27 protein-coding genes and 1 tRNA gene are annotated in these 23,279 nt (G+C 28.6%); 8 read left to right on the top strand and 20 right to left on the bottom strand.

Features of this window, described 5'->3' with window-relative positions; translation table 11 throughout:
• Positions 1 to 4 precede the first annotated feature (4 nt).
• Positions 5 to 1,306 carry a Cj0814 family flagellar-dependent secreted protein gene (locus CAMP18498_RS01130; protein ID WP_337196903.1) on the top strand — a complete coding sequence of 434 codons (1,302 nt, stop codon included), beginning with the start codon at positions 5 to 7 and terminating at the stop codon, positions 1,304 to 1,306.
• 4 nt (positions 1,307 to 1,310) lie between these two features.
• Here the strand turns inward: CAMP18498_RS01130 and CAMP18498_RS01125 are convergent.
• Positions 1,311 to 1,385 (bottom strand) — tRNA-Gly (locus CAMP18498_RS01125).
• 109 nt (positions 1,386 to 1,494) lie between these two features.
• On the opposite strand from CAMP18498_RS01125, the gene CAMP18498_RS01120 reads away from it, so the two are divergent.
• Positions 1,495 to 1,791 carry an invasion antigen C gene (locus CAMP18498_RS01120; protein ID WP_039668370.1) on the top strand — a complete coding sequence of 99 codons (297 nt, stop codon included), beginning with the start codon at positions 1,495 to 1,497 and terminating at the stop codon, positions 1,789 to 1,791.
• On the opposite strand, the gene CAMP18498_RS01115 is transcribed toward CAMP18498_RS01120, so the two are convergent.
• The gene (locus CAMP18498_RS01115) at positions 1,788 to 2,981 is read right to left on the bottom strand and encodes a molybdopterin molybdotransferase MoeA (protein WP_337196901.1); all 1,194 of its coding nucleotides are present in this window, start codon (positions 2,979 to 2,981) and stop codon (positions 1,788 to 1,790) included. The genes CAMP18498_RS01120 and CAMP18498_RS01115 overlap by 4 nt on opposite strands.
• Positions 2,978 to 4,234 (bottom strand): UDP-N-acetylglucosamine 1-carboxyvinyltransferase, encoded by a 1,257-nt coding sequence (gene murA, locus CAMP18498_RS01110; protein ID WP_039618249.1) that lies wholly within the window; start codon positions 4,232 to 4,234, stop codon positions 2,978 to 2,980. The genes CAMP18498_RS01115 and murA overlap by 4 nt, the downstream gene beginning before the upstream one ends.
• A gap of 86 nt (positions 4,235 to 4,320) precedes the next feature.
• Here murA and CAMP18498_RS01105 point away from each other — a divergent pair, with 86 nt between their 5' ends.
• Positions 4,321 to 5,178 (top strand): DMT family transporter, encoded by an 858-nt coding sequence (locus tag CAMP18498_RS01105; protein ID WP_337196899.1) that lies wholly within the window; start codon positions 4,321 to 4,323, stop codon positions 5,176 to 5,178.
• Positions 5,179 to 5,180: 2 nt separating this feature from the next.
• Here CAMP18498_RS01105 and CAMP18498_RS01100 read toward each other — a convergent pair whose 3' ends face one another.
• The 4 genes from CAMP18498_RS01100 to CAMP18498_RS01085 form a co-directional block, all read right to left on the bottom strand.
• Positions 5,181 to 5,552 carry a hypothetical protein gene (locus tag CAMP18498_RS01100; RefSeq protein WP_337196897.1) on the bottom strand — a complete coding sequence of 124 codons (372 nt, stop codon included), beginning with the start codon at positions 5,550 to 5,552 and terminating at the stop codon, positions 5,181 to 5,183.
• Between the two features lie 47 nt (positions 5,553 to 5,599).
• Positions 5,600 to 6,667 carry a tyrosine-type recombinase/integrase gene (locus CAMP18498_RS01095; RefSeq protein WP_337196895.1) on the bottom strand — a complete coding sequence of 356 codons (1,068 nt, stop codon included), beginning with the start codon at positions 6,665 to 6,667 and terminating at the stop codon, positions 5,600 to 5,602.
• A gap of 676 nt (positions 6,668 to 7,343) precedes the next feature.
• Entirely contained in the window at positions 7,344 to 7,835 is a 492-nt protein-coding gene (locus CAMP18498_RS01090) for a SixA phosphatase family protein (protein ID WP_337196894.1), read from the bottom strand.
• On the bottom strand, positions 7,832 to 8,362 hold the full coding sequence (locus CAMP18498_RS01085; protein WP_133318917.1) for a rhomboid family intramembrane serine protease: 531 nt from the start codon (positions 8,360 to 8,362) through the stop codon (positions 7,832 to 7,834). Before CAMP18498_RS01085 ends, CAMP18498_RS01090 begins: the two co-directional genes overlap by 4 nt.
• Positions 8,363 to 8,475: 113 nt before the next feature.
• On the opposite strand from CAMP18498_RS01085, the gene CAMP18498_RS01080 reads away from it, so the two are divergent.
• Positions 8,476 to 8,886: a PepSY-like domain-containing protein gene (locus CAMP18498_RS01080; RefSeq protein WP_337196892.1), complete on the top strand. Its 411-nt coding sequence runs from the start codon at positions 8,476 to 8,478 to the stop codon at positions 8,884 to 8,886.
• Positions 8,887 to 8,890: 4 nt separating this feature from the next.
• On the opposite strand, the gene CAMP18498_RS01075 is transcribed toward CAMP18498_RS01080, so the two are convergent.
• On the bottom strand, positions 8,891 to 9,859 hold the full coding sequence (locus CAMP18498_RS01075; protein ID WP_337196890.1) for a DUF3298 and DUF4163 domain-containing protein: 969 nt from the start codon (positions 9,857 to 9,859) through the stop codon (positions 8,891 to 8,893).
• Positions 9,860 to 10,270 (bottom strand): rRNA maturation RNase YbeY, encoded by a 411-nt coding sequence (ybeY, locus tag CAMP18498_RS01070; protein WP_337196888.1) that lies wholly within the window; start codon positions 10,268 to 10,270, stop codon positions 9,860 to 9,862.
• A gap of 52 nt (positions 10,271 to 10,322) precedes the next feature.
• On the opposite strand from ybeY, the gene queC reads away from it, so the two are divergent.
• Both queC and CAMP18498_RS01060 read left to right on the top strand, forming a co-directional pair.
• A complete protein-coding gene (gene queC / locus CAMP18498_RS01065) occupies positions 10,323 to 10,988 on the top strand; it encodes a 7-cyano-7-deazaguanine synthase QueC (protein ID WP_337196886.1) in 666 nt (221 codons plus the stop codon).
• 61 nt (positions 10,989 to 11,049) lie between these two features.
• Positions 11,050 to 11,622 (top strand): YceI family protein, encoded by a 573-nt coding sequence (locus CAMP18498_RS01060; RefSeq protein WP_337196885.1) that lies wholly within the window; start codon positions 11,050 to 11,052, stop codon positions 11,620 to 11,622.
• A gap of 60 nt (positions 11,623 to 11,682) precedes the next feature.
• On the opposite strand, the gene CAMP18498_RS01055 is transcribed toward CAMP18498_RS01060, so the two are convergent.
• Genes CAMP18498_RS01055 through mobB form a run of 5 tightly spaced genes read right to left on the bottom strand, consistent with a single transcriptional unit; the run spans position 11,683 to position 16,056 of the window.
• The gene (locus CAMP18498_RS01055) at positions 11,683 to 12,624 is read right to left on the bottom strand and encodes a hypothetical protein (protein WP_337196883.1); all 942 of its coding nucleotides are present in this window, start codon (positions 12,622 to 12,624) and stop codon (positions 11,683 to 11,685) included.
• Complete coding sequence (gene metG, locus CAMP18498_RS01050) at positions 12,625 to 14,511, bottom strand: methionine--tRNA ligase (RefSeq protein ID WP_337196881.1); 1,887 nt, start codon at positions 14,509 to 14,511, stop codon at positions 12,625 to 12,627. It lies immediately after the preceding gene.
• Positions 14,512 to 14,524: 13 nt separating this feature from the next.
• Complete coding sequence (locus tag CAMP18498_RS01045; RefSeq protein WP_149062294.1) at positions 14,525 to 14,719, bottom strand: hypothetical protein; 195 nt, start codon at positions 14,717 to 14,719, stop codon at positions 14,525 to 14,527.
• Positions 14,719 to 15,567, bottom strand: coding sequence for a class 1 fructose-bisphosphatase (locus CAMP18498_RS01040; RefSeq protein ID WP_337196878.1), 849 nt, complete (start codon positions 15,565 to 15,567; stop codon positions 14,719 to 14,721). Before CAMP18498_RS01040 ends, CAMP18498_RS01045 begins: the two co-directional genes overlap by 1 nt.
• Positions 15,568 to 15,576: 9 nt before the next feature.
• Positions 15,577 to 16,056, bottom strand: a complete 480-nt coding sequence (mobB, locus tag CAMP18498_RS01035) for a molybdopterin-guanine dinucleotide biosynthesis protein B (RefSeq protein ID WP_337196877.1) — start codon at positions 16,054 to 16,056, stop codon at positions 15,577 to 15,579.
• A gap of 86 nt (positions 16,057 to 16,142) precedes the next feature.
• On the opposite strand from mobB, the gene CAMP18498_RS01030 reads away from it, so the two are divergent.
• Positions 16,143 to 16,637, top strand: coding sequence for a hypothetical protein (locus CAMP18498_RS01030; protein ID WP_263675496.1), 495 nt, complete (start codon positions 16,143 to 16,145; stop codon positions 16,635 to 16,637).
• Here CAMP18498_RS01030 and CAMP18498_RS01025 read toward each other — a convergent pair.
• The 3 genes from CAMP18498_RS01025 to gltX are packed head-to-tail and all read right to left on the bottom strand — an operon-like array spanning position 16,525 to position 19,747.
• A complete protein-coding gene (locus CAMP18498_RS01025; RefSeq protein WP_337196875.1) occupies positions 16,525 to 18,162 on the bottom strand; it encodes a lytic transglycosylase domain-containing protein in 1,638 nt (545 codons plus the stop codon). The genes CAMP18498_RS01030 and CAMP18498_RS01025 overlap by 113 nt on opposite strands.
• Positions 18,163 to 18,450, bottom strand: a complete 288-nt coding sequence (locus CAMP18498_RS01020) for a YggT family protein (protein ID WP_012661430.1) — start codon at positions 18,448 to 18,450, stop codon at positions 18,163 to 18,165.
• 1 nt (position 18,451) lies between these two features.
• Positions 18,452 to 19,747, bottom strand: a complete 1,296-nt coding sequence (gltX, locus tag CAMP18498_RS01015) for a glutamate--tRNA ligase (protein WP_337196874.1) — start codon at positions 19,745 to 19,747, stop codon at positions 18,452 to 18,454.
• A 134-nt stretch (positions 19,748 to 19,881) separates the two neighbouring features.
• Here gltX and CAMP18498_RS01010 point away from each other — a divergent pair, with 134 nt between their 5' ends.
• The gene (locus CAMP18498_RS01010) at positions 19,882 to 20,304 is read left to right on the top strand and encodes a PepSY-like domain-containing protein (RefSeq protein WP_257396881.1); all 423 of its coding nucleotides are present in this window, start codon (positions 19,882 to 19,884) and stop codon (positions 20,302 to 20,304) included.
• Positions 20,305 to 20,325: 21 nt separating this feature from the next.
• On the opposite strand, the gene CAMP18498_RS01005 is transcribed toward CAMP18498_RS01010, so the two are convergent.
• The 3 genes from CAMP18498_RS01005 to CAMP18498_RS00995 are packed head-to-tail and all read right to left on the bottom strand — an operon-like array spanning position 20,326 to position 23,279.
• Positions 20,326 to 20,859 (bottom strand): HyaD/HybD family hydrogenase maturation endopeptidase, encoded by a 534-nt coding sequence (locus CAMP18498_RS01005; protein ID WP_337196872.1) that lies wholly within the window; start codon positions 20,857 to 20,859, stop codon positions 20,326 to 20,328.
• Positions 20,856 to 21,548: a Ni/Fe-hydrogenase, b-type cytochrome subunit gene (gene cybH / locus CAMP18498_RS01000; RefSeq protein ID WP_337196870.1), complete on the bottom strand. Its 693-nt coding sequence runs from the start codon at positions 21,546 to 21,548 to the stop codon at positions 20,856 to 20,858. Before cybH ends, CAMP18498_RS01005 begins: the two co-directional genes overlap by 4 nt.
• Before the next feature lie 15 nt (positions 21,549 to 21,563).
• Positions 21,564 to 23,279 carry a nickel-dependent hydrogenase large subunit gene (locus tag CAMP18498_RS00995; protein ID WP_337196869.1) on the bottom strand — a complete coding sequence of 572 codons (1,716 nt, stop codon included), beginning with the start codon at positions 23,277 to 23,279 and terminating at the stop codon, positions 21,564 to 21,566.

Here is a 23,279-nt window from a genome sequence, read left to right as displayed (position 1 = left end):
AGGAATGCCTAATGAGTATGATAATTCCTCTTATGGTTCTATCATTTCACAAACAAAAGCAAATAAAGAAAATAAAACAAGTTCAAAAACAAATTTTGCAAATACTTTTGTTAAACAAAATGCTAGTAAATTAATTGAAATTCAAAGTAATAATACTCAAACATTAGCACTCAATGAAACAATATTAAATCAAAATAGTATTAAAAGCGATTCTCCTAATTATCATATATCAAGCGATTTTAAAAATTCTATTTATGCTTTAAAATATAGACAAGCTAATAATCCTGCTTCTATGGCTTATGGTTATAGTGTTGATTCTAGTGGCTATATGGGTAGTGATTTTAACAAAGCAGCGGGATTACCTGAAGATTTTAAGATACATAAATCTACTTTAGATGAGTTGTATAGAGTAGCTGAAAACAATCCTATTATTGCGGGCGAAAAAGAATATCTAGGCATTTCAAATTACTATACAAACATAGATATGGCTGATACTATAAGACAATATTATAATATTTTTTCTAGTGCTTTAGATCAAAGTTTTCCAAATGATAAAATAAGCTTTAGTGAAGCAGATATTAATTCTATGCCAAAAGGTTATGCTATTGATGGGTTTTATAATGGATATGGCATAGGCTTTCAACATTCAGACACAATAAGAAATAATGATATACGCATTAAATTCTTGGCAGATTATTCTGATGTAAAAATTTCAAATGTATATAAAACATCAGAGCAATTTAATGAGGCAAATAATATTTATGATGATTCTTGGGGGTTAATAACAGGTATCAAGCCCGAAACTCTAGGACTATCTATGAAAGACTTAAACAACATCAATAAAGGCGGTGAGCATGAATTCAAGCCTGATATGTCTGTTTATCCAAAAAATGAAGATGGGAGTTATCCTAAAGAAGCTTTATTTATGAGTTTTTTAAAATCTCAAGAAGGGCGTATTTTATATAGCCCAAACACCACTTTAAACCCAAAAGCACAAATGCATAATGCAGTTAGAGCAAAAGAAAGCTTTGGAAGCCCAAGTATGCACTTGGATGATATAATGACAAAAAAAATCGATTTTCAATCTTTGTTTAAGTATTATGCTGAAGAAAGTTTTCAAAACATACATCTTTATCTTTATGAACATGGAATTTCAAAAAATGAAGCAATGGGAAATTCTCAATTAGACTTCGACATGAAAAAATATTTTGCTAATGGTTGGAAACCACAAAGCAACACAATTAATTCTTATACAAATTCTATAATGGATAGATTAAATAATCTCATGAGTCAAACTAGGGTGTAAAAAATGGAGCGGGAAACGAGATTCGAACTCGCGACCCCAACCTTGGCAAGGTTGTGCTCTACCCCTGAGCTATTCCCGCATTTTGAAAGTAGAGTGTGATTTTATCAAAACTTTATTTTATTGTCAAGTTTTTAAAATTAAGGAATGTTTTTTGCTTATAGCTATTAAATTTTAAAAAAGGAGTTCTCATGCAAGTAAATGATAAAAATAGTCCGTTAGCCCTAAATAATATGACAAAAATCAAAGAAAAAAACACATCTTCAGATGAATTTCAAGCTACGCTTAATGCACTTAAAGACAAAGAGGAAAAAGAGTATAAAAAAGATAGCAACAATGCTTTTAGTAATACAGATTTAAATATAGGTTCGATTTCTAAAGATTATAGCGTATATGCTTGGGAGAAATTACGCCAAAGTAAATACCAAAAAAATGAAGAAAATATCTTAAATAATCTTTTTAAAACCTTAGATAAAGCAAGAAGTTAATCATTCAAAATAGGGTAGTGTAATACCCTATTAAATTTTAAAACTTTAACTTCTTGATCTTTTGCTAATTTTGTATCATCAATTTGTGTGATTAAAATATGCGTGTTTTCACATAAAGGTTTTAGCATACCTGAGCCAAATTTAGCTTCACTTGGTTTAAAATACCCATCGACTAATTTTCCAAAAGCAAAATCATTTCTTTGGCCTTTGAAATTTAAATCTTTAGTCAATCTTGCTTTATCAAATTCCAAAAGTTCTTTACCATAAAGTAAATTGAGTATATTTTTTGCAAAAATATGCGTTGAAACTAAAGAGGCCAAAGGATTTCCTGGTAGGGCTAGAAAAAGCATATCGCTTTTACTAAAAAGTTTTACATGCTTGCAAAGTTTAGCATTGACTTTTTCAAAAATAGGGCTAAAATCACACTCAAGCAAAGCTTGTTTGATAAAATCAGCCTCACCCACGCTAGCTCCACCACTGCTTATAAGCATATCAAATTCTTTATTTTCTAAAAGCTTTTTATATGCATTTAAATCATCTTTTATAAGTCCTAAATACTCAACATCAGCATAATCTTGCAAAATAGCATAAATTCCAAAAGCATTTGCATTGTATATGCTGTATTCATCGGCATTTTCCCAAGGTTCTACAAGCTCATCTCCACTTGAAAAAATCCCAACACGCATTTTTTTAACGACTTTTAGCTCATAAATTCCTTGAGCAGCAAGCATAGCTATCAAACCTGAAGTGATTTTTTGTCCCTTTTTAAACAAAAGCTCTCCAAGCTTTGCTTCCTCGCCTTTAAAACGGATGGCATTGTTTTCTTTAGCGTTTTTAGCGTTGAGCTTTTCATCTTCAAGCAAAGCTTCTTCAAACATTAAAATGGTATTTGCATTTTGAGGAATTTTAGCTCCTGTCATGATTTTATAGCATTCATTTTTTTCTATAATATAATCATTTTTATCGCCTGCTAAAATGCTTCCTTTTATTTCTAGTAATTCATTCTTATGTGTATAATTTAATGCATAACCATCTAGGGCAGAATTATCAAAAGCGGGTAGGTTTTTTTTCACAAAAATATCTTCATATAAAATACACCCCAAAGCCTGTGTCAAATTTACTCTTTGAAATTCATTTTTTGCTTTGATTTGTTCTTTTAAAAAATCTAAAGTTGCAAAAATATCTCTCATTCTTCAAGCCTTCTTATACTTGCACCTAGTTTTTTAAATTTTTCTTCTAAATTTTCATATCCTCTATCAAGATGATAAATTCTATGAATTTTGCTTGTGCCTTTAGCTGCTAAAGCTGCTAAAATCAAAGCAGAAGACGCACGCAAATCAGTAGCCATAACATCAGCTCCCAAAAGCTCTTTAGTGCCATTTATAGTAGCAATATGCCCGTTTAATCTTATATCAGCTCCCATTCTTAAAAGCTCACTTACATGCATAAAACGATTTTCAAATAATCTCTCATCAATAATACTTGTGCCATTTGCTTTTAAAGCTAAAGCCATAAATTGTGCTTGCATATCCGTTGGAAAGCCTGGATATTCACTAGTTAAAATTTCAACTGGTTTGATTTCTTTAGCAGGATTTATACTAATACTATCTTCATTAATATCAAAGCTAAAACCCATTTGCTCTAGCTTTGCTAAAACTGCGCTAAGATGGCTTGCATTGACTTTTTTTAGAGTGATTTTTGAGTTAGTGATAGCTCCTGCACACAGATAAGTTCCTGCTTCAATACGATCAGGAATGATTTCAAAAGGTTTAAATTCTAAAAGCTCTCCACTTGTGCCATAAATTTCAAGCTCAGAAGATCCTATGCCTTGTATATCAAGCCCAGCTCTAGCTAAAACCTCACAAAGTTGCACTACTTCAGGCTCTTTAGCAACATTTAAAAGTCTAGTTTTGCCATGAGCTAGAGCCGCTGCCATAATGATATTTTCACTACCTGTAACAGTGATTTTATCAAACATCACATCAGCACCCTTAAGCTCTCCACTAGCTACCACATAGCCTTGTTTAATCTCAATATTAGCTCCCATTTTTTCTAAAGCTAAAAGGTGCAAATCAATAGGGCGTTGACCTATAGCACAACCTCCCGGTAAAGAAACTTCACAATTTCCAAATCTAGCTAGTAAAGGCCCTAAGGTGAGTATAGAAGCACGCATTTTACGCACGATGTCGTATTTTGCTATGGTTTTATTTAAATGTTTTGTATTTATTTTTGCAAAATTGTCTTTAAAAGTATAATTTGCTCCTAAATTTTCAAGCAAAGAAAGTAGGGTGCAAATATCTGCTACATTTGGTAAATTTGAAATTTGAACTTCATTTTTAGCTAAAATACTTGAAGCTATCAAAGGGAGTGCAGCATTTTTTGCACCGCTTATTATCACTTCTCCATTTAATTTTTCAACACCATCAATCTCTAAATAAGTCATTAATTTTCCTTAAAATATATACATTTAATGATATAATAATATTTTACTACAAATATTATATAAATTAATAAGATTAAAGGTGTTTTTTGGGAGTTTTTCTAGTCATACTTGGTGGGATATTTTGGGCTGTAAGTGGAGTTTTGGCTGAATATTTGTTTAAAAATCATTACTCTGCTGAATGGGTAAGTTTTTATCGTTTGCTTTTTACAGGCATTATTTTAATAATCTTGGGTGGAAAAAATTTCAAATTAAAATTGCTAAAGCAAAAACAAGAACTTAGCTCTCTTTTGATTTTTTCTATTTTTGGTTTATTGATAACTCAATATGGTTATTTTAAAGCTATTTATTATACCGATGCAGGAACTGCCACGATGATACAATACAACGCACCATTAATCATAATGCTTTTTATGTGTTTTAAAAATAAAATTTTACCTAAAAAAATAGAGTTAATCGCTTTGTTTTTAATACTTTTTGCTTTATTTTTACTTATAACAAATGGAGATATTAACAACTTAAAACTTGATATAAGAAGTGTTATTTGGGCTTTTGTTGGAGCTCTTGGAGTAGCGTTTTATTCTTTGAGTGCTAGGCTTATCATAGCAAAATATGGCTTATTTTTAATCATGGGTTTGGCTAGTTTATTTGCTTCTTTTTTGCTTTTTGTATTATTACAAGGAAATATCCCAAAACATGATTTTTCTTTAAATTCCTTTTTGGCTATGAGTGGGATTGTATTTATAGGTACAATAGGGGCTTTTTGTTTATATTTAAAAGGAGTTGAATTAATAGGAGCTTTTAAAGCTAGTATAATAGCTTGTATAGAACCTGTGGCTGCTGCTTTTATGAGTTTTTTATTTTTAGGAACTATTTATAGCGTGATTGATCTTTTTGCTTTTACTTTGATCATTCTTAGTGTGTTTTTAAATGCTAAAAAACATTAAAGTCATTGCATAGCTTGCATGGCTTGAGATAACATTTGGGTTATTCTTGCATAAATGCTTTGCATTTGCGAATTTAAACTTTGAATTTGAGAATTGATCATTTGAGCTTTTTGTGGATCTTGGCTTGATTGTAATTTAGCATTTAATTCTGCTATTTTAGCTTGTATTTTAGAAAGTTCTTTATAAAGTTTACTTAACTCATCTTCTGATTTTTCTCCATTTTGACTTTCTTTAACACTTTTTTCAAGTTCTTTTATACCTTGAGTGAATTTAAACTCTATAAAATTCTTGCTCTCTTTGCTTTCTTTTTCTTCTTTTTGAGTGTTTAAAACATAAGGATTGATTTTACTACTAGCATAATTATTTATTTGCATGATATATCCTTTCTTTTAAAGGATATATCGGATTTTTTTATAAAAAATTAATTTCTATCGTGAAGTTTTTTAGCTACTTCTGCGGCTAATTTTAGCTTTTCATTATCAAAATGTGTGTAAATTCTTGAAGTATTTAAACTTGCATGACCTAGCGCTTCTTGGACTAAAACTAAATCTTTTTGTTTTTTATAAAGTAGGGTAGCAAAAGTGTGTCTTAACATATGAGCTCCGTTTTTTTGCTTGCGAATTCCTGCTTTAAATAAAATTTGTTCTACTATACGAGAAACATAAGCTTGTGTTAGGGCTTTACCATTGCGATTAACAAACAAAAGCCCATCACAAGAAAGATAATTTACCCTTACATCTTTTAAAAGATACTCTATAAGCTCTTTTTTAATCATCACAACGCGGTATTTATTACCTTTAGCTCTAATGCGTATAATATAAAGATCATTTTCTTTGCTAATATCTTTTAATTTTATATTAATAGCTTCACTAACCCTAATTCCTGTAAAAATGATGATTTTAATAATCAAACGATTGCGTATAGTATTGCTTTTAAAATCTGTATTATCGATAGCATCTAAAAATTTACTCACTTCATCTTCACTCATATACTCAGGTAGCTTAACCCCCTTAGAACCACTTATACCCGCCCAATTTTTAAGATTAATATCAAAAATGTGCGCCTTTTGATCTTCTTCATTTTGTTTATCTAAAAATGCAAAAAAATTAATCACAGCTATACGATAATTTTTCTTACTCGCATCAGATAAAGAAGCACTAATACTTGCTAAAATTTCCACTAAAAGCTCTTCATCAATTTGTTTTAGTGAATAAAGCTTGTAAAATAACAAATACTCATAAAGTTTTTTCAAAGGATTAAAATACGTATTTACACCGCTAAGTCCTGCATTTCTTGCTTTTTTTACATAAGCATCAAGCTCTTGTATATTTTTAACACCCTTATTTAGAGCTAAATTTACTACAGCCAAGGCTTGGGGGTCTTTTAATTCCTTATTTGACAAAGAATTAAGCTTAAATTTCACATATCTACAAAGCCAAAATAAAAATGACTTTTCAAAATTTTCTTCATAATCTAGAGGATATTTCATTTTTAGTCTCCAAAACTTCTAAAACAGCTTAAAAAATTATAAAAAAATCTTACTTACAAAAATATCAAGCTATAATTATAAAAAACAAAATAGGGTGATGATATGTTTTTTTAAGAAAAAACTACGCAAAAGCAAGTAAACCAAAACAATACTTCAAACAATGACTTTGCACAAGAAAAAAGACTTTATGAATTTAGAGAAAATATGAAAAAACTTAGCAAGACAACTTTCAAGATTAATCCAAAAATCCAAATAAAACCAAAAATTCCTTACAAGCTAAACTTTTATATTTATTTGCCTTTTTACTCATCATTTTAGCTTTTTTTAGTCTATAAAAATATTTTAATTTAAACTTAATATATATGTAAAATTATATGATAAATAATAAAATCTTGAAATTATATATATTTTGTATTGAAAACTATAATTTTCAAACTTTTATATTTATCTGTTTATACATAAGTAAAATATATTTTAAAATACCTATATTATAGTATTTAAAGTATTTTATTTTTTGGATGAAAATAATTTATCCATAAAAAAATAAGTATAATTTTTTGAAAAATATTATAAGTTATTTTATGCAACTATGAAAGACTAAAATATATATTTTTTATTTCAACTAAATTTTAGTTTATATTTTTGCTTAAATAAAATTGAAGTTTAAAAATGTAGATTAGTTATTTTCTTGACTTTTAGGATAATCAAAAAACACAACTTCCCCGCTGTGTTCTTTTATATCTTTAAATTCTTTTATATCAAATTGCATACATAAAATAGCAGAAGTTGGAAAGTTTTCTAAATCTATATAAGCTAAATATTCACAAAGTTCTTGCAATAAAGGATTATGCATAATTAGCACTACCCTACTCTCTTTTAATTCTTTTATAAAATTTAACACATCCTTTAAATTACCATCATAAAAGCTTTTTTCTATCTTGATATCTTTTTCTTTTAAAGAAAAGCTTTTACAGAGTTTTTGTGCTGTTTTTATACAGCGCTTAGCAGGACTTGAGATAACGCTTTGGGCTTTAAATTCTAAATCCTTAATCCTATAAATCATAGTTTTTAAATCATCTTTTCCACTAGAACTAAGTTCTCGTTGTAAATCTTGATCGTAATTTTCTTTTTGAGCTTTAGCATGACGAATAAAATAGATATATTTCATCTTATAACCTTAAATTTACCCAAAGCATATCCACATATAAAGCCAAAAATATGTGCATACCAAGCTATATTAACACCCATAAAAATAGGCACGAAACTCATTAACAATATAGCCACGATAAGTCCTTTAGTAGCAGTTTTATCCAAATACGCATAATACCCCATTAAAACACATATAGCACCACTTGCGCCCACTACATTTACAAAACTGCCATCAAAACTTAAATACACATAAAAAGCACTAAGCAAAGAGCAAAGAATTCCACCGATTAAATAAAGCAGAGCAAATTTAAAACTTTTTAAGTATTTTTCAAGCATAGAGCCAAATTGAAAAAGCACTATCATATTTAAAATCAAATGAGGCCAATTTCCATGCATAAATATTGAGCTTAAAATTTGCCAATAAAATCCTTGAAAAAAAAATAAATTTAAACCCAAAATAGTATCTAAATTTAAAGAACCAAAATAAAGATAATTTACAAAAATAAATACAATAACATTAAAAGCGATTAAAAATGAAGCTACCATTGCCCTACTTTGTATTTTTAATAATTATAACAAAAAGCCATTTAAATTCTAGCTTACACATAAAATTCACATTAATAAGATACAATATCGTCAAAAATATAATAAGGTTAAAAATGAAAAAACTAGCTTTAGCTTTTTTGATTAGTTTAAATACTCTTAATGCAGGTATAGTCATAGCACCTGATTCTTTACCGGTAAATATCAAACAATTTATCAAAGATTATTTTAATGCAGAAATAGGTCTAGTAGAGCAAGATGGTTATTCTTATGAGATTTATTTAAGTGATGGAAGTGAAATTGAGTTTTCACTCAATGGAGAATTTAAAGAGGCTGAAAATTTTAGATCGTTAAATTACGCAATTTTACCCCTAACAATACAAAATACCATTAAAAATATCTATCCTAACGCAGCAATCATAGAGATAGAAAGAAAAATTTCTTATTATAAAATCAAACTTAATAATCAAATGAAACTTTACATAGATGATAATGGAACGATTTTAAGACAAAAATTTGACGATTAAAAGCTTATTTGATTTTACTCAAATAAGCTAATTTTGAATTATTTTTCCAAAAAGGTTTTAACTCATCATAACTTATAAAAATTTCAATTACTCCTGTTGAATATGGAGCTATATCATAAGGTTCCCATATCAAAACTAATCCGTTTTTTCTCACTTCAAAAATTTCACTTATTTTAAGCTCTTTAATATCAAATAACTCATTTTCATTATATAAACTTAAAATCTTTTGCTTAATCATATTCTGAAAATCTTCATTTTCTATTTTTAACTCATTTTTCAATCTAAGAAGCTTCATATCATCAATACTATAAGTTTTTCTTAAAAAATTAGTCATACCATGAGCACCACCTTTATACTCATAAATATTTTTTCCCAAAGAGATGATATGTTCATCTTGATAAAATATATAAGCTTGAGAAAAAAACTCATTATTAGAAATATCTTCTTTATTCCATTTATCAAAACTTTCTTTTGCTTTTTGTTTTAATGAATTTTTATCTATATTCTCATTAAAATCATCAATAATTTTTTCTAAATTTTTATTTTGACTTGATAGTTTTAATATATCTTCACTAAAATCAAATTCAATATTCTTATTGTCTTCTACTTGTTTTTGTTCTTTAAGTGATAATTGATAAATACTTGCACTGGATTTATTAGCTAAAAAGTTAAATTCTTTTTTTATACCATCTATTTTACACAGGGCTTCAAATTTATTTTTATATATATCTTTTAAAACGCAAGTTCCAAAATCTGCTATATCTATATAATACTCATCATTTTTAACACTACCCCAAAAACTGTATTGTTTTTGTTTTGTTTGAACAAATCCATAACTAGTGTTACTTTTACTAGAGCTATATAGATAAATATCAAATTCCTTTCCTTCTAAAATATTTAAAGTAAATGTATTTTCATTATAAGCATACAAACTCACGCATAAACTTAAGCTAGAAGCAATCTTTTTAAACATTTAATCCCCTTGCACTCTTATAATCAAACTTTTTGGCAATTTAAAATACTCAATCCATTCTTGTTCTTTTTGTCTCATTTGTCCTTGATCTACATCATGATCATAACCTTGTAAATGAAGCATGGCATGTATAAAAAGCAATGCCATTTCTTCTTTTTCGCTATGTTTATATTCCATAGCCTTTTTACTTACTTCATCTAAATTTATCACTATACTGCCAAGTAAATTTTCACAATTTTGCACTAAAGGAAAAGACAAAACATCTGTAGTTTTATCTACTCCTCTTTGGTTAAGATTAATTTCATGCATGGTTTTTTCATCTACTAAAACAAGTTCTATATTTTGATCACTCATTTTTTGGGCAATTTTTTCAAGAAAAGAAATATCCATTTCTTCTTCACAAAAAATCATTATTATCCTTTTGATTTTATAATTTCAAATTATATCAAAATTAAGGAAAAGTATGAAAAAAGCTCTTTGTATTATAAGTGGTGGTATGGATAGTACTTTATGTGCGTATTTAGCCAAAAAAGAAGGATATGAAATCATTGCTTTGCATTTTGATTATAATCAACGCACCATGCTTAAAGAAAGAGAATGTTTTAATAAAATTTGTGAAAAACTTAATATAAAAACAAAATATATTTTAGATGTTTCATTTATAGCAAATATTGGTGGCAATTCTTTAACGGATTTAAATTTAGAAATTCCCAAAGAAAAACTACACGAAAAAGAAGTTCCAAATACTTATGTTCCTTTTAGAAATGGTATTTTTTTATCTATTGCAGGAGCCATAGCTGAAAAAGAAAAATGTGAAAGTATTTTCATAGGAGTAGTACAAGAAGATAGCAGTGGTTATCCTGATTGTAGTGCAAATTTCATACGAAAAGCGAGTGAGTTTATCAATGAAGGTACTACAAAAACTTGTCATTTCATAATTAAAACCCCACTAGTTCATCTAAGTAAAGGACAAATAGTTGATTTAGCCTTAAAAGAAAAGGTAGCTTTAGAACATACTTGGTCTTGCTATGAAAGAGAAGATAAAGCTTGTGGCAAATGTGATAGTTGTTTATTAAGATTAAAAGGCTTTAAAGAAGCTAATGTGAAAGATTTTATAGAATATATTTAAAAATTTATTTTCATTTTATTTTCATTTGTATAATTTGCATTTTTAATATTAAGGAGAAAACATGAAAAAATTACTACTTGGTTCTTTTTTAGCTGCTTCTATTTTAGCAAGCAATGCTTTAAGTAAAGAATTTATTCTAGATAAAGCTCATACAAATGTAGCTTTTAAAATCAAACATTTACAAATTAGTAATGTAAATGGAAATTTTAAAGACTATGATGCGGTGATTGATTTTGATAGCGCTAAATTTGAATTTAACAAACTTCAAGCAAATGTAAAAGTTGCTTCTATAAATACTGAAAATAAAGCAAGAGATGCTCATTTACAACAAGATGATTTTTTCAAAGCAAAAACTCATCCAAACATCACTTTTACCATGAGTAAATATGAAAAAATTTCTGACGAAAAAGGTAAAATGTATGGCTCATTAAACATTGCTGGTATAAGCAAAGATATCGTTTTAGATACCGAAATTGGTGGGGTTATCAAAACAGATAGTGGCAAAGAAAAAGCAGGATTTACTTTACAAGGACAAATCAAAAGAAGCGATTTTAAATTTGCTCCAGATACTTCTAGTTTAACACTTAGCGATGAAGTACAAATCAACATCGAAGCAGAAATTAACGAAAAATAATTTAAAAAGCATTTTACTCTAAAGTAAAATGCTAATTTTATTACTTATGAAAATAATATTTTAATCAAATAAACTAATATTTTTTTCTTGAGTAAGAAAGTATTCTAAAAAATCTTCTTTGTATTCTTTGATCAGACAATATTTAAAATCAAAAAAATTCTTTAATTCATTTAAATTTGCATAAGAGAAATCACAAAATAGTGAATTTTTCAATGCTATTTTAAAATCTTTAACGCCTTGAAAATTTTGTGCTATAAAATCAAAATCTTTTTCATTTTCTACAAGTAAAACTACTCTAGAACTACCCCCAAAAGCACAAATTTCATTTTTTGAGTTCAAAAAATAGGCTTTAAAAAGTTCTAATTTTTTATCATTAAAATAAAAAGATAATTTTTGACTTTCTATAAATTCAATAAAACTAGCAAAAACATCTGCATAAAAAAATGCAAACTTTAAATCTTTAAAATACAAATTTTTACAAAGCAAGCTCGTTTGAAATAAAGATTTTGAGCCTAAAATTTCATATTTACAAGCTTTTAAGATATGAAAATTTGATTTTAATTTTAAAATAAATTTTTCATCATCAGAACAAAAGAAAGTTTTTTCTTTTGAATTTTTTAAAAGATCAAAATCTAATAAAATATTTGAGTTTAAGACTTTAAAATTAAATGCCTTTGCAAATTTTAATTCTATATGATTACAGTATAGAAATTCATAAGATTTTTCTTCACATAAAAATCTAAAAAGTCTAAAAATAGCTTTTTCAAGATCATCAACTTGAAGATAAAACACATCTTTATCTTCAAGACTTAATTTCTCCTCGCTTACTATAACATAAGCTCCAAGTTTTATAGCAAAACTAGCTTGTTCACTATTTTTAGCAAAAAAAACACTTGCTTGTTTAACTTTGTTTAAATCGATACTAAAATCATAAACGCTAGAAGTTGCTCCATGGTTTAAAACTTGGGCATTAATAAGCTCAATAAAATTAGAAATATTCATCTAACCTATTAAAGCTCCATTTTCAATAAAGCTTTGTGGACTAATTAAAACTAATTTTTCACCTTTTTGGGCACTTAAAATCATACCTTGACTTTCATGGCCAAAAATTTTAGCTTTTTTTAGATTGGTAATGACGCAAACTTGCTTGCCTATTAATTCACTAGCTTTATAAAATTTAGCAATACCAGAAAGTACTTGTCTTAACTCGCCATTTTCAAGCTCAAGTTGAAATTTTAAAAGCTTTTCACTGCCTTCTATATTTTGACAATCTTTTACTAATGCTACTTTAATTTCGATTTTTTTAAAATCATCGATTTTAATTTGAGCTAAACTTGGCTTTTCTTCTACTTTTTCTTCTTTTTTGTTCTCTTGGGTTAATTCGACTTTTGGAAATAAAGCTTCACATGCACTTGATTTTAAATCGCACAATTGATTATTTAAAATTAGTTTTTGATAATTTTCGTTTGAAATTTCAAAATTTAAAGCTTTGGCAATTTTTAAAGCTGTTTTTGGCATAGCAGCTGAAAGTAAAACAGTAACCTTTGTTAAAATATTAGCACATAAAGCCACTAAGGCATTAGCTTTTTGCATTTGATCATTTTTAATTAAATTCCAAGGCTCATATTTGCTAATACTTAAATTTGCTAAAGATAAAGCCTTAAAAAGCTCTTCTAAATAGCGATTTGGCTGGATATTTTCTAAAGCATTGATTGCATTATCTAAATACTCTTTACATTCATTTAATTCTTGATTAAAATGCAAATTCACATCTTTACACTCAATAATATTTTGAGAATACTTAGCACTCATGCCAATAATTCTATTTAATAAATTTCCAAGCTCATTGCTTAATTCTGCATTGATTCTAGTGATTAATGCTTTTTGTGAAAAATCCCCATCATTGCCAAAAGGAACTTCTCTGAGTAAAAAATATCTAAAAGCTTCTAAACCAAAAGCATCTGCTACTTCTTTAGGTGCTACTACATTGCCTTTAGATTTGCTCATTTTTTCACCATCTTTAGTCCACCAACCATGCGCTGCTACAAATTTAGGCAAAGGAAGTTCTAAACTCATCAAAAACGCAGGCCAATACACTGCATGAAAACGCAAGATATCCTTACCTACAAAATGAATATGAGCAGGCCATAGATCCATATTTTTATCATCAAGTCCATAACCCAAAGCACTCACATAATTCATCAAAGCATCAAGCCAAACATACACCACATGTTTTTCATCATTTAATTCTTTTGGAAGCTTTATACCCCATTCAAAACTTGTTCTTGTAATAGAAAGATCTTTTAAACCACCTTCTACAAAGTGGATTAATTCATTAGCCTTATTTTTAGGTAAAATCGGCTCTTTTTCTTTATACCATTTAAGAATTTGATCTTGATATTTAGAAAGCTTGAAAAAATAACTTTCTTCTTTTAAAAGCTGTGTTTTTTTACCACAATCTGGACAATGACACTCATTTACAAGCTGAGTTTGAGTAAAATAACTCTCACAAGAAACACAATAAAAACCTTCATAAGTTCCTTTATAAATATCACCTTTATCAAACATTTTTTTAAATGCTTTTTGTACGCTTAATTTGTGATTTTCATCTGTAGTTCTAATGAAATAATCATAAGAAATTTCAAACTCATCCCAAAGTTTTTTAAACTTAGAACTAATTTCATCTGCATATTCTTTAGGGGTAAAATTTCTAGCGCTAGCAGCTTGCTCTATCTTTTGACCATGTTCATCTGTACCTGTTAAAAAGAATGTTTTTTCTCCTTGCAAGCGATAAAATCTAGCCAAAGTATCTGCTATAATCGTAGTGTAAGCATGACCAATATGAGCCACATCATTTACATAATATATTGGAGTAGTAATATAACGCATTTTCAACCTTTAATTAAAAATCAAATCCACCTTCTTTACCTTTAGACATACTCTTATAAACTGCATCAATATACTCTTTTCTTAAAGAGCACTCAAAAATCATAGAGCAAGGTAAACAAGATTTTAAGTTTTTATCATTTTGACAAGCTTGAAGTTCATTTTTTTTAACTTCCAAAGCTAGTTCAAATTCATCTTTAACTTCAGCCATTAAAGCCCTTTATAAGCTTGTTTTAGTTTTTCAATTTCATATTTTGAACCCAAAAAGCATGGCGTACTTGCATGGATTTTTTCAAATTCCAAATCAAGTAAAGAATCATTTTCTCCATTAGTAGAAAGCCCTTCTGCTTTTTCAAAAATAAAAGCAAAAGGAAATACTTCAAAATATGCTCTTAATTTTCCATTTGGCGCATCGCTTGTTGCAGGATATGAAAATAATCCTCCACCTTTGAGTAAAATTTGGTGTAAATCACTTACCATAGCACCTGAATATCTTAAACGATATCCTTCATCAAATAAAGCTTTTATAAAAGCTCTATGAGTATTTGACCAATTTTTTTGTGTCCCACCGCTTGCATTTAATTTGCCTTTTTCGTTTAATTTTAAATTCTTAACAAAAACAAATTCATCATTTTCATTTAACCTATAAAGCTTAGGAGTATCTATGCATACTATAAGCTCTAAGCGCACACCATAAATAGCATAAACTGCTGCTTTTAGATTTTTTGCACTAGCCTCTTGCTCATAAATAGCAAAAATAGAACCTATAGCAAAATTCACATCTACCAAAGATGAACCATCTAAAGGATCATAAGCAACGACGTATTTTTCATTTTCATTGACTAATAATTGCTCTTGCTTTTCCTCGCTAATTAAGCTTTTTATACCTTTGTTTTGCTTTAAAATTCTAGTGATAATCTCATCACTTTTTACATCAAGTTTTAATTGATTATCTCCGGTTGCATTTTGAGAAGTGGCATAATCAAAATCTTTTAAATATCTAAGCTCTTTTGAAATTTCAATCACTGCTTTTTGTATATCGTTAATTAATTCTTGCATATTTTACCCCTATACTTTTTTTGAATTTTTTAATATAAAATCACAAATACTTTCTAAATCATCCAAATAAAGCCAAGTTAAATTTTCATTTTCGATTTTCTCATAGCTTGCAATAGCCTTAGAATAAGCAAAATAGCTTTCATCTACTTCTTTGCAAAAAACACTAATTCTTGGCATATCTAAGGTTTTTAAGCCCTCTATAAATAAAAAATCAAATTCCCCTAGTTTGGAAATAGCTTCATCTAAAGTACTTGGAGAATGTGTAAATAAAGTTGTCCTTGTAGGGCTTAAAACCATTACATCAGCACCGCTTTGAAAAAATTTAAAACTATCTTTTTTTGCTATATCAAAACTTGCTTTATCTTTTGGATCATGTTTTATAATACATACTTTATAATTTTGTTCCATAAAATACTTAGCAACTTGAGTTATTAAAGTTGTTTTACCTGAATTGGAAGGCCCACTAAAAGCCATTACTAATCTTTTCATAACTTCCTTAAATCAAAGAAAATAAACAAAATTATATCTTTTTAAAAGTTAAAAGCTTATAATTATAAAAAAATTAGGAATAAAATATGAAAAAAATTTATATGATTATTTTTTTAACACTTATTTTTACTGCATGCTCAAATAAAACCCAAAAACAAAGCGAAATAGATTTAAAAAGCCAAACTCTTATGTATGCACAAAAAATCAATTTTAATTATAAAGATAATAGAGTAGTAGCTTTGTTAAGTTATCTAAATCCTGTATTAGATGAAAAAAGCCAAAAAGAAGTTTTTGTGCTTAGTTTTTTACCAAATATTAATATAAAACAAGAGCAAATTTCAATACTCATAGATGGAGAAAAAACCAACTTAAAAGCCTTAGATAAAAATGATGAGTTGTTTAAATATATCATCAAAAGTGATTATGCAAGTTATTACAAAATCACCCTTGATGAGTTGGTACAAAAACCTATTTTACAACTTGATTTGTGTTTTGAGAATCAGTGTTTTGAGTTAAAGTTTCAAAAAATTTCGAAATCGGTGTATTATCGTTCAGAAGATGCAAATACACAATATAATTAGCTAAAACCTTTTTAGCATACACCCTACTTTCTGCATAAGGAACTAGCTCCATAGATAAAAATGGCTCGTACTTTCCTGCTCTAAACATATCTTCTCTTTTGAGCATTCTAGTGGTAAATCCTATGCCTCCATTATAAGCATAAGCCACAAAAACTGGAGAATTAAGTTTAGATTCTAAATAATCTAAATGATGATTTGCAAAAGTATAAGCTGTTTTTGGGTCAAAAAGCATATCTTGGTCAAAATTTGGAATTTGTAACTCTTTATTGCCTATATGATTAGCTAAAAATGGAATAAATTGCATAATACCCAAAGCATAAGAAGTAGAAATGGCTGTTGGGATAAAACGGCTTTCTTGTCTAGCTAAAGCTAAAATCATAGCCTTTCTTTGTGTAGAATAATCTTTTAAATACTCAAAATAAGGCATAATGAAATAGTGTTTTTTAAAACCCTCAGCTCTTTCTTTAATATAAGCATAAATAGCGATATTTTCTTTAGTATAAAAATCTTTTGCAAGTTTTTCTAGCTCATTAGGAGTGCCTTTTGCAATTTCTTTTGCAAGTTTTTGCCAAGCAAAAGGATCTTTCATATCAAAATCATTTTTTTGTTTTTTTGGACTTAATTCTTCTATTTTAGGCAAAGGCAAGCCCTTTAACTCTCTTGCATAAAGACTATAAATATTTAAAGAATCACTTTGAGCAAGCTCATCAAGATACTTTTTATCTTGAGTGATTAAATAAATCCAAAAATTTGCATTATCTACTAAAGGCTTGCTTTTAAAAGTATCTTTTGCTACTTGGAAAAACTCTAGTGCTTTTTTATCATCATTTTCTAAAATAGCATTCACACCTAAGTAAAATGCATTATCTTGAAAAGTTAATTTTGCATCTACATTGACCAAAGATTTTCTTATCAATGGACTTTTTTTCTTAATGATAATTTCTTTTACAAAATTTGTAAATTCTTTTTCTTTTGCTAATTCATTTACAAAATCTTTTTCTAGGAAAAAATCCTTTTTATCTTTTAAAAAGCCATAAATTTTATAAAAATTTGCACTATCATAATTTAAAACCGCATAACTTAGAGGATCTTTAGCACTAAAAGCTTCTAGAAGCTTTACTAAATTTGGATTATCTTGTGGGATAATTTTTTTCATCTCATTACGCGTTGAAGCATTAAGATCTTGTATAAAAGTTAAGCTGTTTAATCTTATAAGCTGACAAGTAACATTAGCATCTAAGATATTTTGTGTGTTAAATTTATAACAAGCTTCATATTCTTTATTATATCCCAAAGGTGGAATGATCGCTTCAATAGCATTTTTAATACGCCCTGCATAACGATAAATATGTTCTTTTAAACCTTCAACTTCTTCTTTTTTAAATTCATTTTTTTCTAATAAACGATATAAATAATAATCCTTAGCCAAAGAATTTGGTTTTTGCTCTAATTCTTTATAAGAATACATAGCACTATTTGCAAAAACTACTCCAGCTAAAAGCAATACTACACTTTTTTTCAACACTTATAAACTTCCTAAAATTAAATTTGATAAAAATATTTGAATAAATTTTAACCCTAAAATAATAATCAAAGGTGCTAAATCAATACTTCCTATAGTAGTAGGAATAAATCTTCTTACAAAAGCATAAGCAGGATTAGTTAAACGATATAAAATTTGTACTATAGGATTGTACGGATCAGGCCTTACCCAAGAAATCAATGCAGCAATGATTATAATCCAAACATAAATTTCAATCACTAAAGAAAAAATTTGCACCAAAGACACAATCAAACTTGTTCCAACTCCCATTTTACTCCTTTATAATTTCTTTAATAAAAGGCTTGATTAAAGTATAAATTTCACCCATTTCAGGTCCATGAGCAACCCCTGTTAATACTAAACGCAAAGGCATAAAGAAATTTTTACCTTTTAAATTTGTTTTTTCCATCAAAATCTTTTTAAACTCATCATATTCTTGAGGTAAATCCAAATCTTTTAAAACTTCTTTAATCAACTTACATTCATTTTCAAATTCATTATAATTTTTAACTGCAAAAATGGCCTGTATTTTTTCTCTTATCTCATTTAGCGTACTAGCTTCTTGAGTATAAAATTTTGCAAGCTCCGCTACATCTTTGCCTAAATTTAACAAAAAATTTAGTTTATCATTATCAAGCATTTTTATATGCTCACGGTTAATTTGCATTAAACGCTTAGTATCAAACCTCGCGGGAGATTTTGAAACTTTTTTCAAATCAAACCATTCTATAGCTTCTTCTAAAGTAAAAATCTCTTTTGGAATTTTATTACCTAAAAGGATTAAATAATTTGCAATAGCACTTGCTAAATATCCATTATCAAGCATCCATTTTACACTAGAATGAGCCTCTCTTTTGCTCATTTTAACACCTTCTTCATTTAAAATGATAGGTAAATGTGCATAAGTCATGCTTTTACCATAACCTAAACTAGCTCTAATATGTTCTTGCTTAGGAGTATTTGAAACATGATCTTCTCCCCTTATAATACAAGTAACACCTTCTAGCATATCATCAACCGCACAAGCAAAATTATAAGTTGGGGTTTTATCTGCTCTCATAATCACAAAACTATCAATATCTTCAGGATTAAAACTAATCTCGCCTTTAATATAATCAGTAAATTGCATTTGAGATTGAGGTTTTTTAAGACGGATTACAAAAGGTTTCTCACAATTTAACACATCAATATCTGCTAATTTTTCACAAGTGCCATCATATCTATATGCTTGATTTTTACTTTTAGCTAATTCTTTTTTATGAGCTAACTCATCCTCAGTACAAAAACAAGCAAAAGCTTTTTTTTCACTTACTAGCTTTAAAGCCATTTGACGATGAAATTTCAAATTCTCACTTTGTACATAATAATGCTGCCAAATTATACCAAATTCTTTCAAAATAGCTTTTATTTCTTCTTCTTTTCCAGCAATATTTCTAGCATTATCCGTATCTTCAATACGCAAAATAAAATCTGTATTTTCTTGTCTTGCTTTAATATAATTAAACAAAGCTGCTCTTAAATTTCCAATATGCATATCTCCAGTAGGCGATGGTGCAAACCTATACATTATTTATCCTTTTAAAACTTTTTTATCATTATACAATTAAATACTTGCTATTTATTTTAAAAAAAACAAAGTTCACACAAAATTCACTCAATATTTATATGATTTCACAAATAATTCAATTCAAAGGATAAAAAATGAAATTAAAAATAGCTTTAATGGCATTAGCTCTAGCAAGTTGTGTTTTTGCAAGAGATATGGTTGTAGGTGTAAATGCTTTACCAGCAAATTCTAAAAATTTTATACAAAAACACTTTACAGGATCAAACATAGCTTTAGTTAAACAAGATATTGATAGCTTTGATGTTTATTTAGACAATGGAACTGAACTTGAGTTTTTCATCAATGGAGATTGGAAAGAAATTGATGCAAAATACAGACCGATTGATACTTCTTTTTTAAGCCCAAATGTTTTAGCAACGATTAAGAAAATGCACCCAAATGCAAGTATAATTAAAGTTGAAAAAGAAATTCAAGGTTATAAATTTAAACTAAATAATATGATGGAAATTTATACTGATGTAAATGGAAATTTCTTAGGACAAAAATTTGATGATTAAAAATTAAGCTAAGCTTTTTGCTTAGCTTTTGTAAGAATTTAGAGCAAGCTCTTGTATATTATAATTAGCAACTCTCTCATAAGTAAAGCCTTTTTTCTCTAAAAAATCAAGTAAAATTTTCTCCATTTTTTCTAAAGCATTTAAGACTTCTTTTGAAAGTTTAAAACTCAATGGTTCTATGCGTTTTGGCACACAGGCTAAAATTTGAGTTTTAGGCAAATCTCCCATAAGCTCCATATATTGTAAGGTTTGAAGCATCTCAACCTCATGCGCACTACCACTCCAGTTAACTTTTTTTGGCATTGCATCATAAGGAAAGAAAAAAACATCTCCGATTTTAGCATCATCTGCTGCAATACAATCAATCACAACCATTTCATCATATTCAGCTATAATATAACTAAGTTGCAAAGCCAAAGTTCCACCATCCACAAAGCTCACTGAGTCTTTTTCATGATAAAACTTATAATTTTTTTCTAAAAGTTTGCAAAGATGAACACCTAAGCCCTCATCTGCAAACATAATATTACCAATACCTAAGATTAGAAGCTTCAATGATTTTCTCTTACAAATTTATAACCACTAAAGATAGCATCTAAAGCACCATCTTTACCTTTAACTGAGTTAAACACAGCCATATAAATATGCACTGGAACAAAAATCAACACAACCCACATTAAAATTCTATGGTAAGTTCTAACATCGGCCAATCCACCTAGCATTACCTCAATAGGTCTTAAGATATTATATAAAAATCCACCTAAGCCTTCATGAAATACATGCATATAAAGGATTAATCCCGTTAAAATAAGCCCAAACATAACAAGATAAAAGAAAAAATAAGTTGCAAATTGCAAAGGATTATACACACCTTGTAAATGCGGGTGCTTTCCTAAGAAAATATAAAATTTAATCTGCTCTATCCATAATTTTACATTAAAAATATCTTTTATGCTTTTTCTCTCACCATCACTTTTTGAATCAAAAAAGAACAAATATGTTTTAAAAATCACACAAGCTATTAAGATAAATCCAAAAATTTGGTGTACCATGCGGTATTTTGCCTGCATAAATAAAGTTGGTTCAGATGAAATAGATGGAGATTGAAATACATAAGAAATATAATATCCAGTCCCTACTAAAATCACGATCGCAACTGCTCTTAACCAATGTGTAAAACGAAGGCTAATACTAAATTCGTATTCAGCCTTTCTGTTTGATTTTAAGGAATGTTTAGAATCCATACTAAAGTCCTTTCCTTATAAATTTACATTAACTTTATACTCGCTAAGATTATTGCCTTTAGTATCCATTACATGCACAGCACATGCTATACAAGGATCATAAGAGTGAATGGCTCTTATTACTTCTAAAGGTTGTTTAACATCAGCTAGTTTCATACCGATAAGACATTGCTCATAGCTACCGCCTACTCCATTCGCATCTTTTGGACTTGCATTCCAAGTAGAAGGTACTACTGCTTGCCAATTTTCAATTACACCATTTTTAATTCTACACCAATGACTCAACGCACCACGAGGCGCACTTCCCATAAATCTACCTTTGTATTCTTTATTTTTATCGATTACATAAGTAGCACAAGTGCTTTCATCTGTTTTTAAATTTTCAACTAAAGAATAAAATGCTTTTAAACCATGATCAGCAATGATTTTAGCTTCAATCGCTCTAGCACCTGTTCTTCCTAAAGTACTCATAAGTGCTTTAACTGGTAAATTTGTGGTTTTTAAGAATGAATCAACCGCTTCTACTACGATTTTATTACCCTTAGCATAATTTACTAAAATATTTGCTAATGGTCCAACTTGCATAGGTAAATTTTCATATCTTGGAGCTTTAATCCAGCTGTATTTACCTTTGGTATCAAATACCTTACTATGAACCATATTGCCTTTATCATCAATGCTTTCACCATCAATTAAGCCTGTATAGTTTGGATTAGTTTTGCCATCATAAGGATGTAAAGCTTCATTGTCTGCATACCATGATCTTGTAGCTTCTTCAGTGATTTTAGCTTCATCTACTTCTTCAACCTTACTCAAATCACCATTTCTAATAATACCACCTTCAAACAGCCACTCATCGCTAGAAACTTGGAATTCTTTTTCAGTGTAGAAATTATTTACTCCTACATCATTTAACACACTTGCTTCTTTAGAATAAGCTTTTGCAGCCATTATGATATCTGGATAATAAGCACGATTAATAAAATCAGCTACTTCTTGGAATTTAGTCATATATTCAGCCATTCTTGATGGGTTTAAAAGATCCATAACACAAGTCACACCACCTACTGTTAAGCTTTGTGGATGAGGATTTTTAGCACCAAAAATCGCCATAGCTTGAGCTATTATTCTTTGAATTCTTAAACATTCTAAATAATGTGAAAGCGCAATAAGGTTTTGCTCAGGAGTAAAGCGATAAGTCGCATGTCCATAATAAGCATTTGCAAATGGTCCAAGATTTCCTTTATCTACAAAGGTTTTTAGTCTTTGCTGTACTTCTAAAAGTTTATCTGCACCTGTTGCATAAGGCATATCGGTGTATTTAAATGCCTCATCACTTGCTTTTTTTACATCAGCACTTAAAGCACTTACAACATCAACAAAATCAAGCCCATGAAGTTGATAAAAATGCACCACATGATCATGCATATATAAAGCTGTATTCATTAAAGTTCTAGTTAAAACAGCATTTAATGGCGGGGTAATACCTAAAGCATTTTCTACCGCGATAATCCCTGCTCTATAGTGTGAAAAAGTACAAACACCACAAATTCTTTGAGTTAAAAATCCTGCATCTCTTGGATCACGACCTTTTACAATAGTTTCCAAACCTCTCCATAGAGTTGATCCTGAATATGCCTCTTTAATGACATTATTTTCATCAACCACCACTTCAACTCTTAAGTGTCCTTCTATTCTAGTAAGTGGATCTATAATAATTCTTTTTGACAT

The sequence above is a fragment of the Campylobacter sp. W0066.2 genome (assembly GCF_024723515.1).
Classification (GTDB): Bacteria; Campylobacterota; Campylobacteria; order Campylobacterales; family Campylobacteraceae; genus Campylobacter_D.
The sequence above is the reverse complement of the archived record's forward strand: the minus strand, read 5'-3'. Positions and strand labels throughout refer to the sequence as shown.

Coding starts and splice junctions, on each gene's coding strand:
- CAMP18498_RS01130 (WP_337196903.1), top strand. CDS start 5: ATGCCTAATGAGTATGATAATTCCTCTTATGGTTCTATCATTTCACAA.
- CAMP18498_RS01120 (WP_039668370.1), top strand. CDS start 1,495: ATGCAAGTAAATGATAAAAATAGTCCGTTAGCCCTAAATAATATGACA.
- CAMP18498_RS01115 (WP_337196901.1), bottom strand. CDS start 2,981: ATGAGAGATATTTTTGCAACTTTAGATTTTTTAAAAGAACAAATCAAA.
- murA (WP_039618249.1), bottom strand. CDS start 4,234: ATGACTTATTTAGAGATTGATGGTGTTGAAAAATTAAATGGAGAAGTG.
- CAMP18498_RS01100 (WP_337196897.1), bottom strand. CDS start 5,552: ATGCAAATAAATAATTATGCTAGTAGTAAAATCAATCCTTATGTTTTA.
- CAMP18498_RS01095 (WP_337196895.1), bottom strand. CDS start 6,667: ATGAAATATCCTCTAGATTATGAAGAAAATTTTGAAAAGTCATTTTTA.
- CAMP18498_RS01090 (WP_337196894.1), bottom strand. CDS start 7,835: ATGAAATATATCTATTTTATTCGTCATGCTAAAGCTCAAAAAGAAAAT.
- CAMP18498_RS01085 (WP_133318917.1), bottom strand. CDS start 8,362: ATGGTAGCTTCATTTTTAATCGCTTTTAATGTTATTGTATTTATTTTT.
- CAMP18498_RS01080 (WP_337196892.1), top strand. CDS start 8,476: ATGAAAAAACTAGCTTTAGCTTTTTTGATTAGTTTAAATACTCTTAAT.
- CAMP18498_RS01075 (WP_337196890.1), bottom strand. CDS start 9,859: ATGTTTAAAAAGATTGCTTCTAGCTTAAGTTTATGCGTGAGTTTGTAT.
- ybeY (WP_337196888.1), bottom strand. CDS start 10,270: ATGATTTTTTGTGAAGAAGAAATGGATATTTCTTTTCTTGAAAAAATT.
- queC (WP_337196886.1), top strand. CDS start 10,323: ATGAAAAAAGCTCTTTGTATTATAAGTGGTGGTATGGATAGTACTTTA.
- CAMP18498_RS01060 (WP_337196885.1), top strand. CDS start 11,050: ATGAAAAAATTACTACTTGGTTCTTTTTTAGCTGCTTCTATTTTAGCA.
- CAMP18498_RS01055 (WP_337196883.1), bottom strand. CDS start 12,624: ATGAATATTTCTAATTTTATTGAGCTTATTAATGCCCAAGTTTTAAAC.
- metG (WP_337196881.1), bottom strand. CDS start 14,511: ATGCGTTATATTACTACTCCAATATATTATGTAAATGATGTGGCTCAT.
- CAMP18498_RS01045 (WP_149062294.1), bottom strand. CDS start 14,719: ATGGCTGAAGTTAAAGATGAATTTGAACTAGCTTTGGAAGTTAAAAAA.
- CAMP18498_RS01040 (WP_337196878.1), bottom strand. CDS start 15,567: ATGCAAGAATTAATTAACGATATACAAAAAGCAGTGATTGAAATTTCA.
- mobB (WP_337196877.1), bottom strand. CDS start 16,056: ATGAAAAGATTAGTAATGGCTTTTAGTGGGCCTTCCAATTCAGGTAAA.
- CAMP18498_RS01030 (WP_263675496.1), top strand. CDS start 16,143: ATGAAAAAAATTTATATGATTATTTTTTTAACACTTATTTTTACTGCA.
- CAMP18498_RS01020 (WP_012661430.1), bottom strand. CDS start 18,450: ATGGGAGTTGGAACAAGTTTGATTGTGTCTTTGGTGCAAATTTTTTCT.
- gltX (WP_337196874.1), bottom strand. CDS start 19,747: ATGTATAGGTTTGCACCATCGCCTACTGGAGATATGCATATTGGAAAT.
- CAMP18498_RS01010 (WP_257396881.1), top strand. CDS start 19,882: ATGAAATTAAAAATAGCTTTAATGGCATTAGCTCTAGCAAGTTGTGTT.
- cybH (WP_337196870.1), bottom strand. CDS start 21,548: ATGGATTCTAAACATTCCTTAAAATCAAACAGAAAGGCTGAATACGAA.
- CAMP18498_RS00995 (WP_337196869.1), bottom strand. CDS start 23,279: ATGTCAAAAAGAATTATTATAGATCCACTTACTAGAATAGAAGGACAC.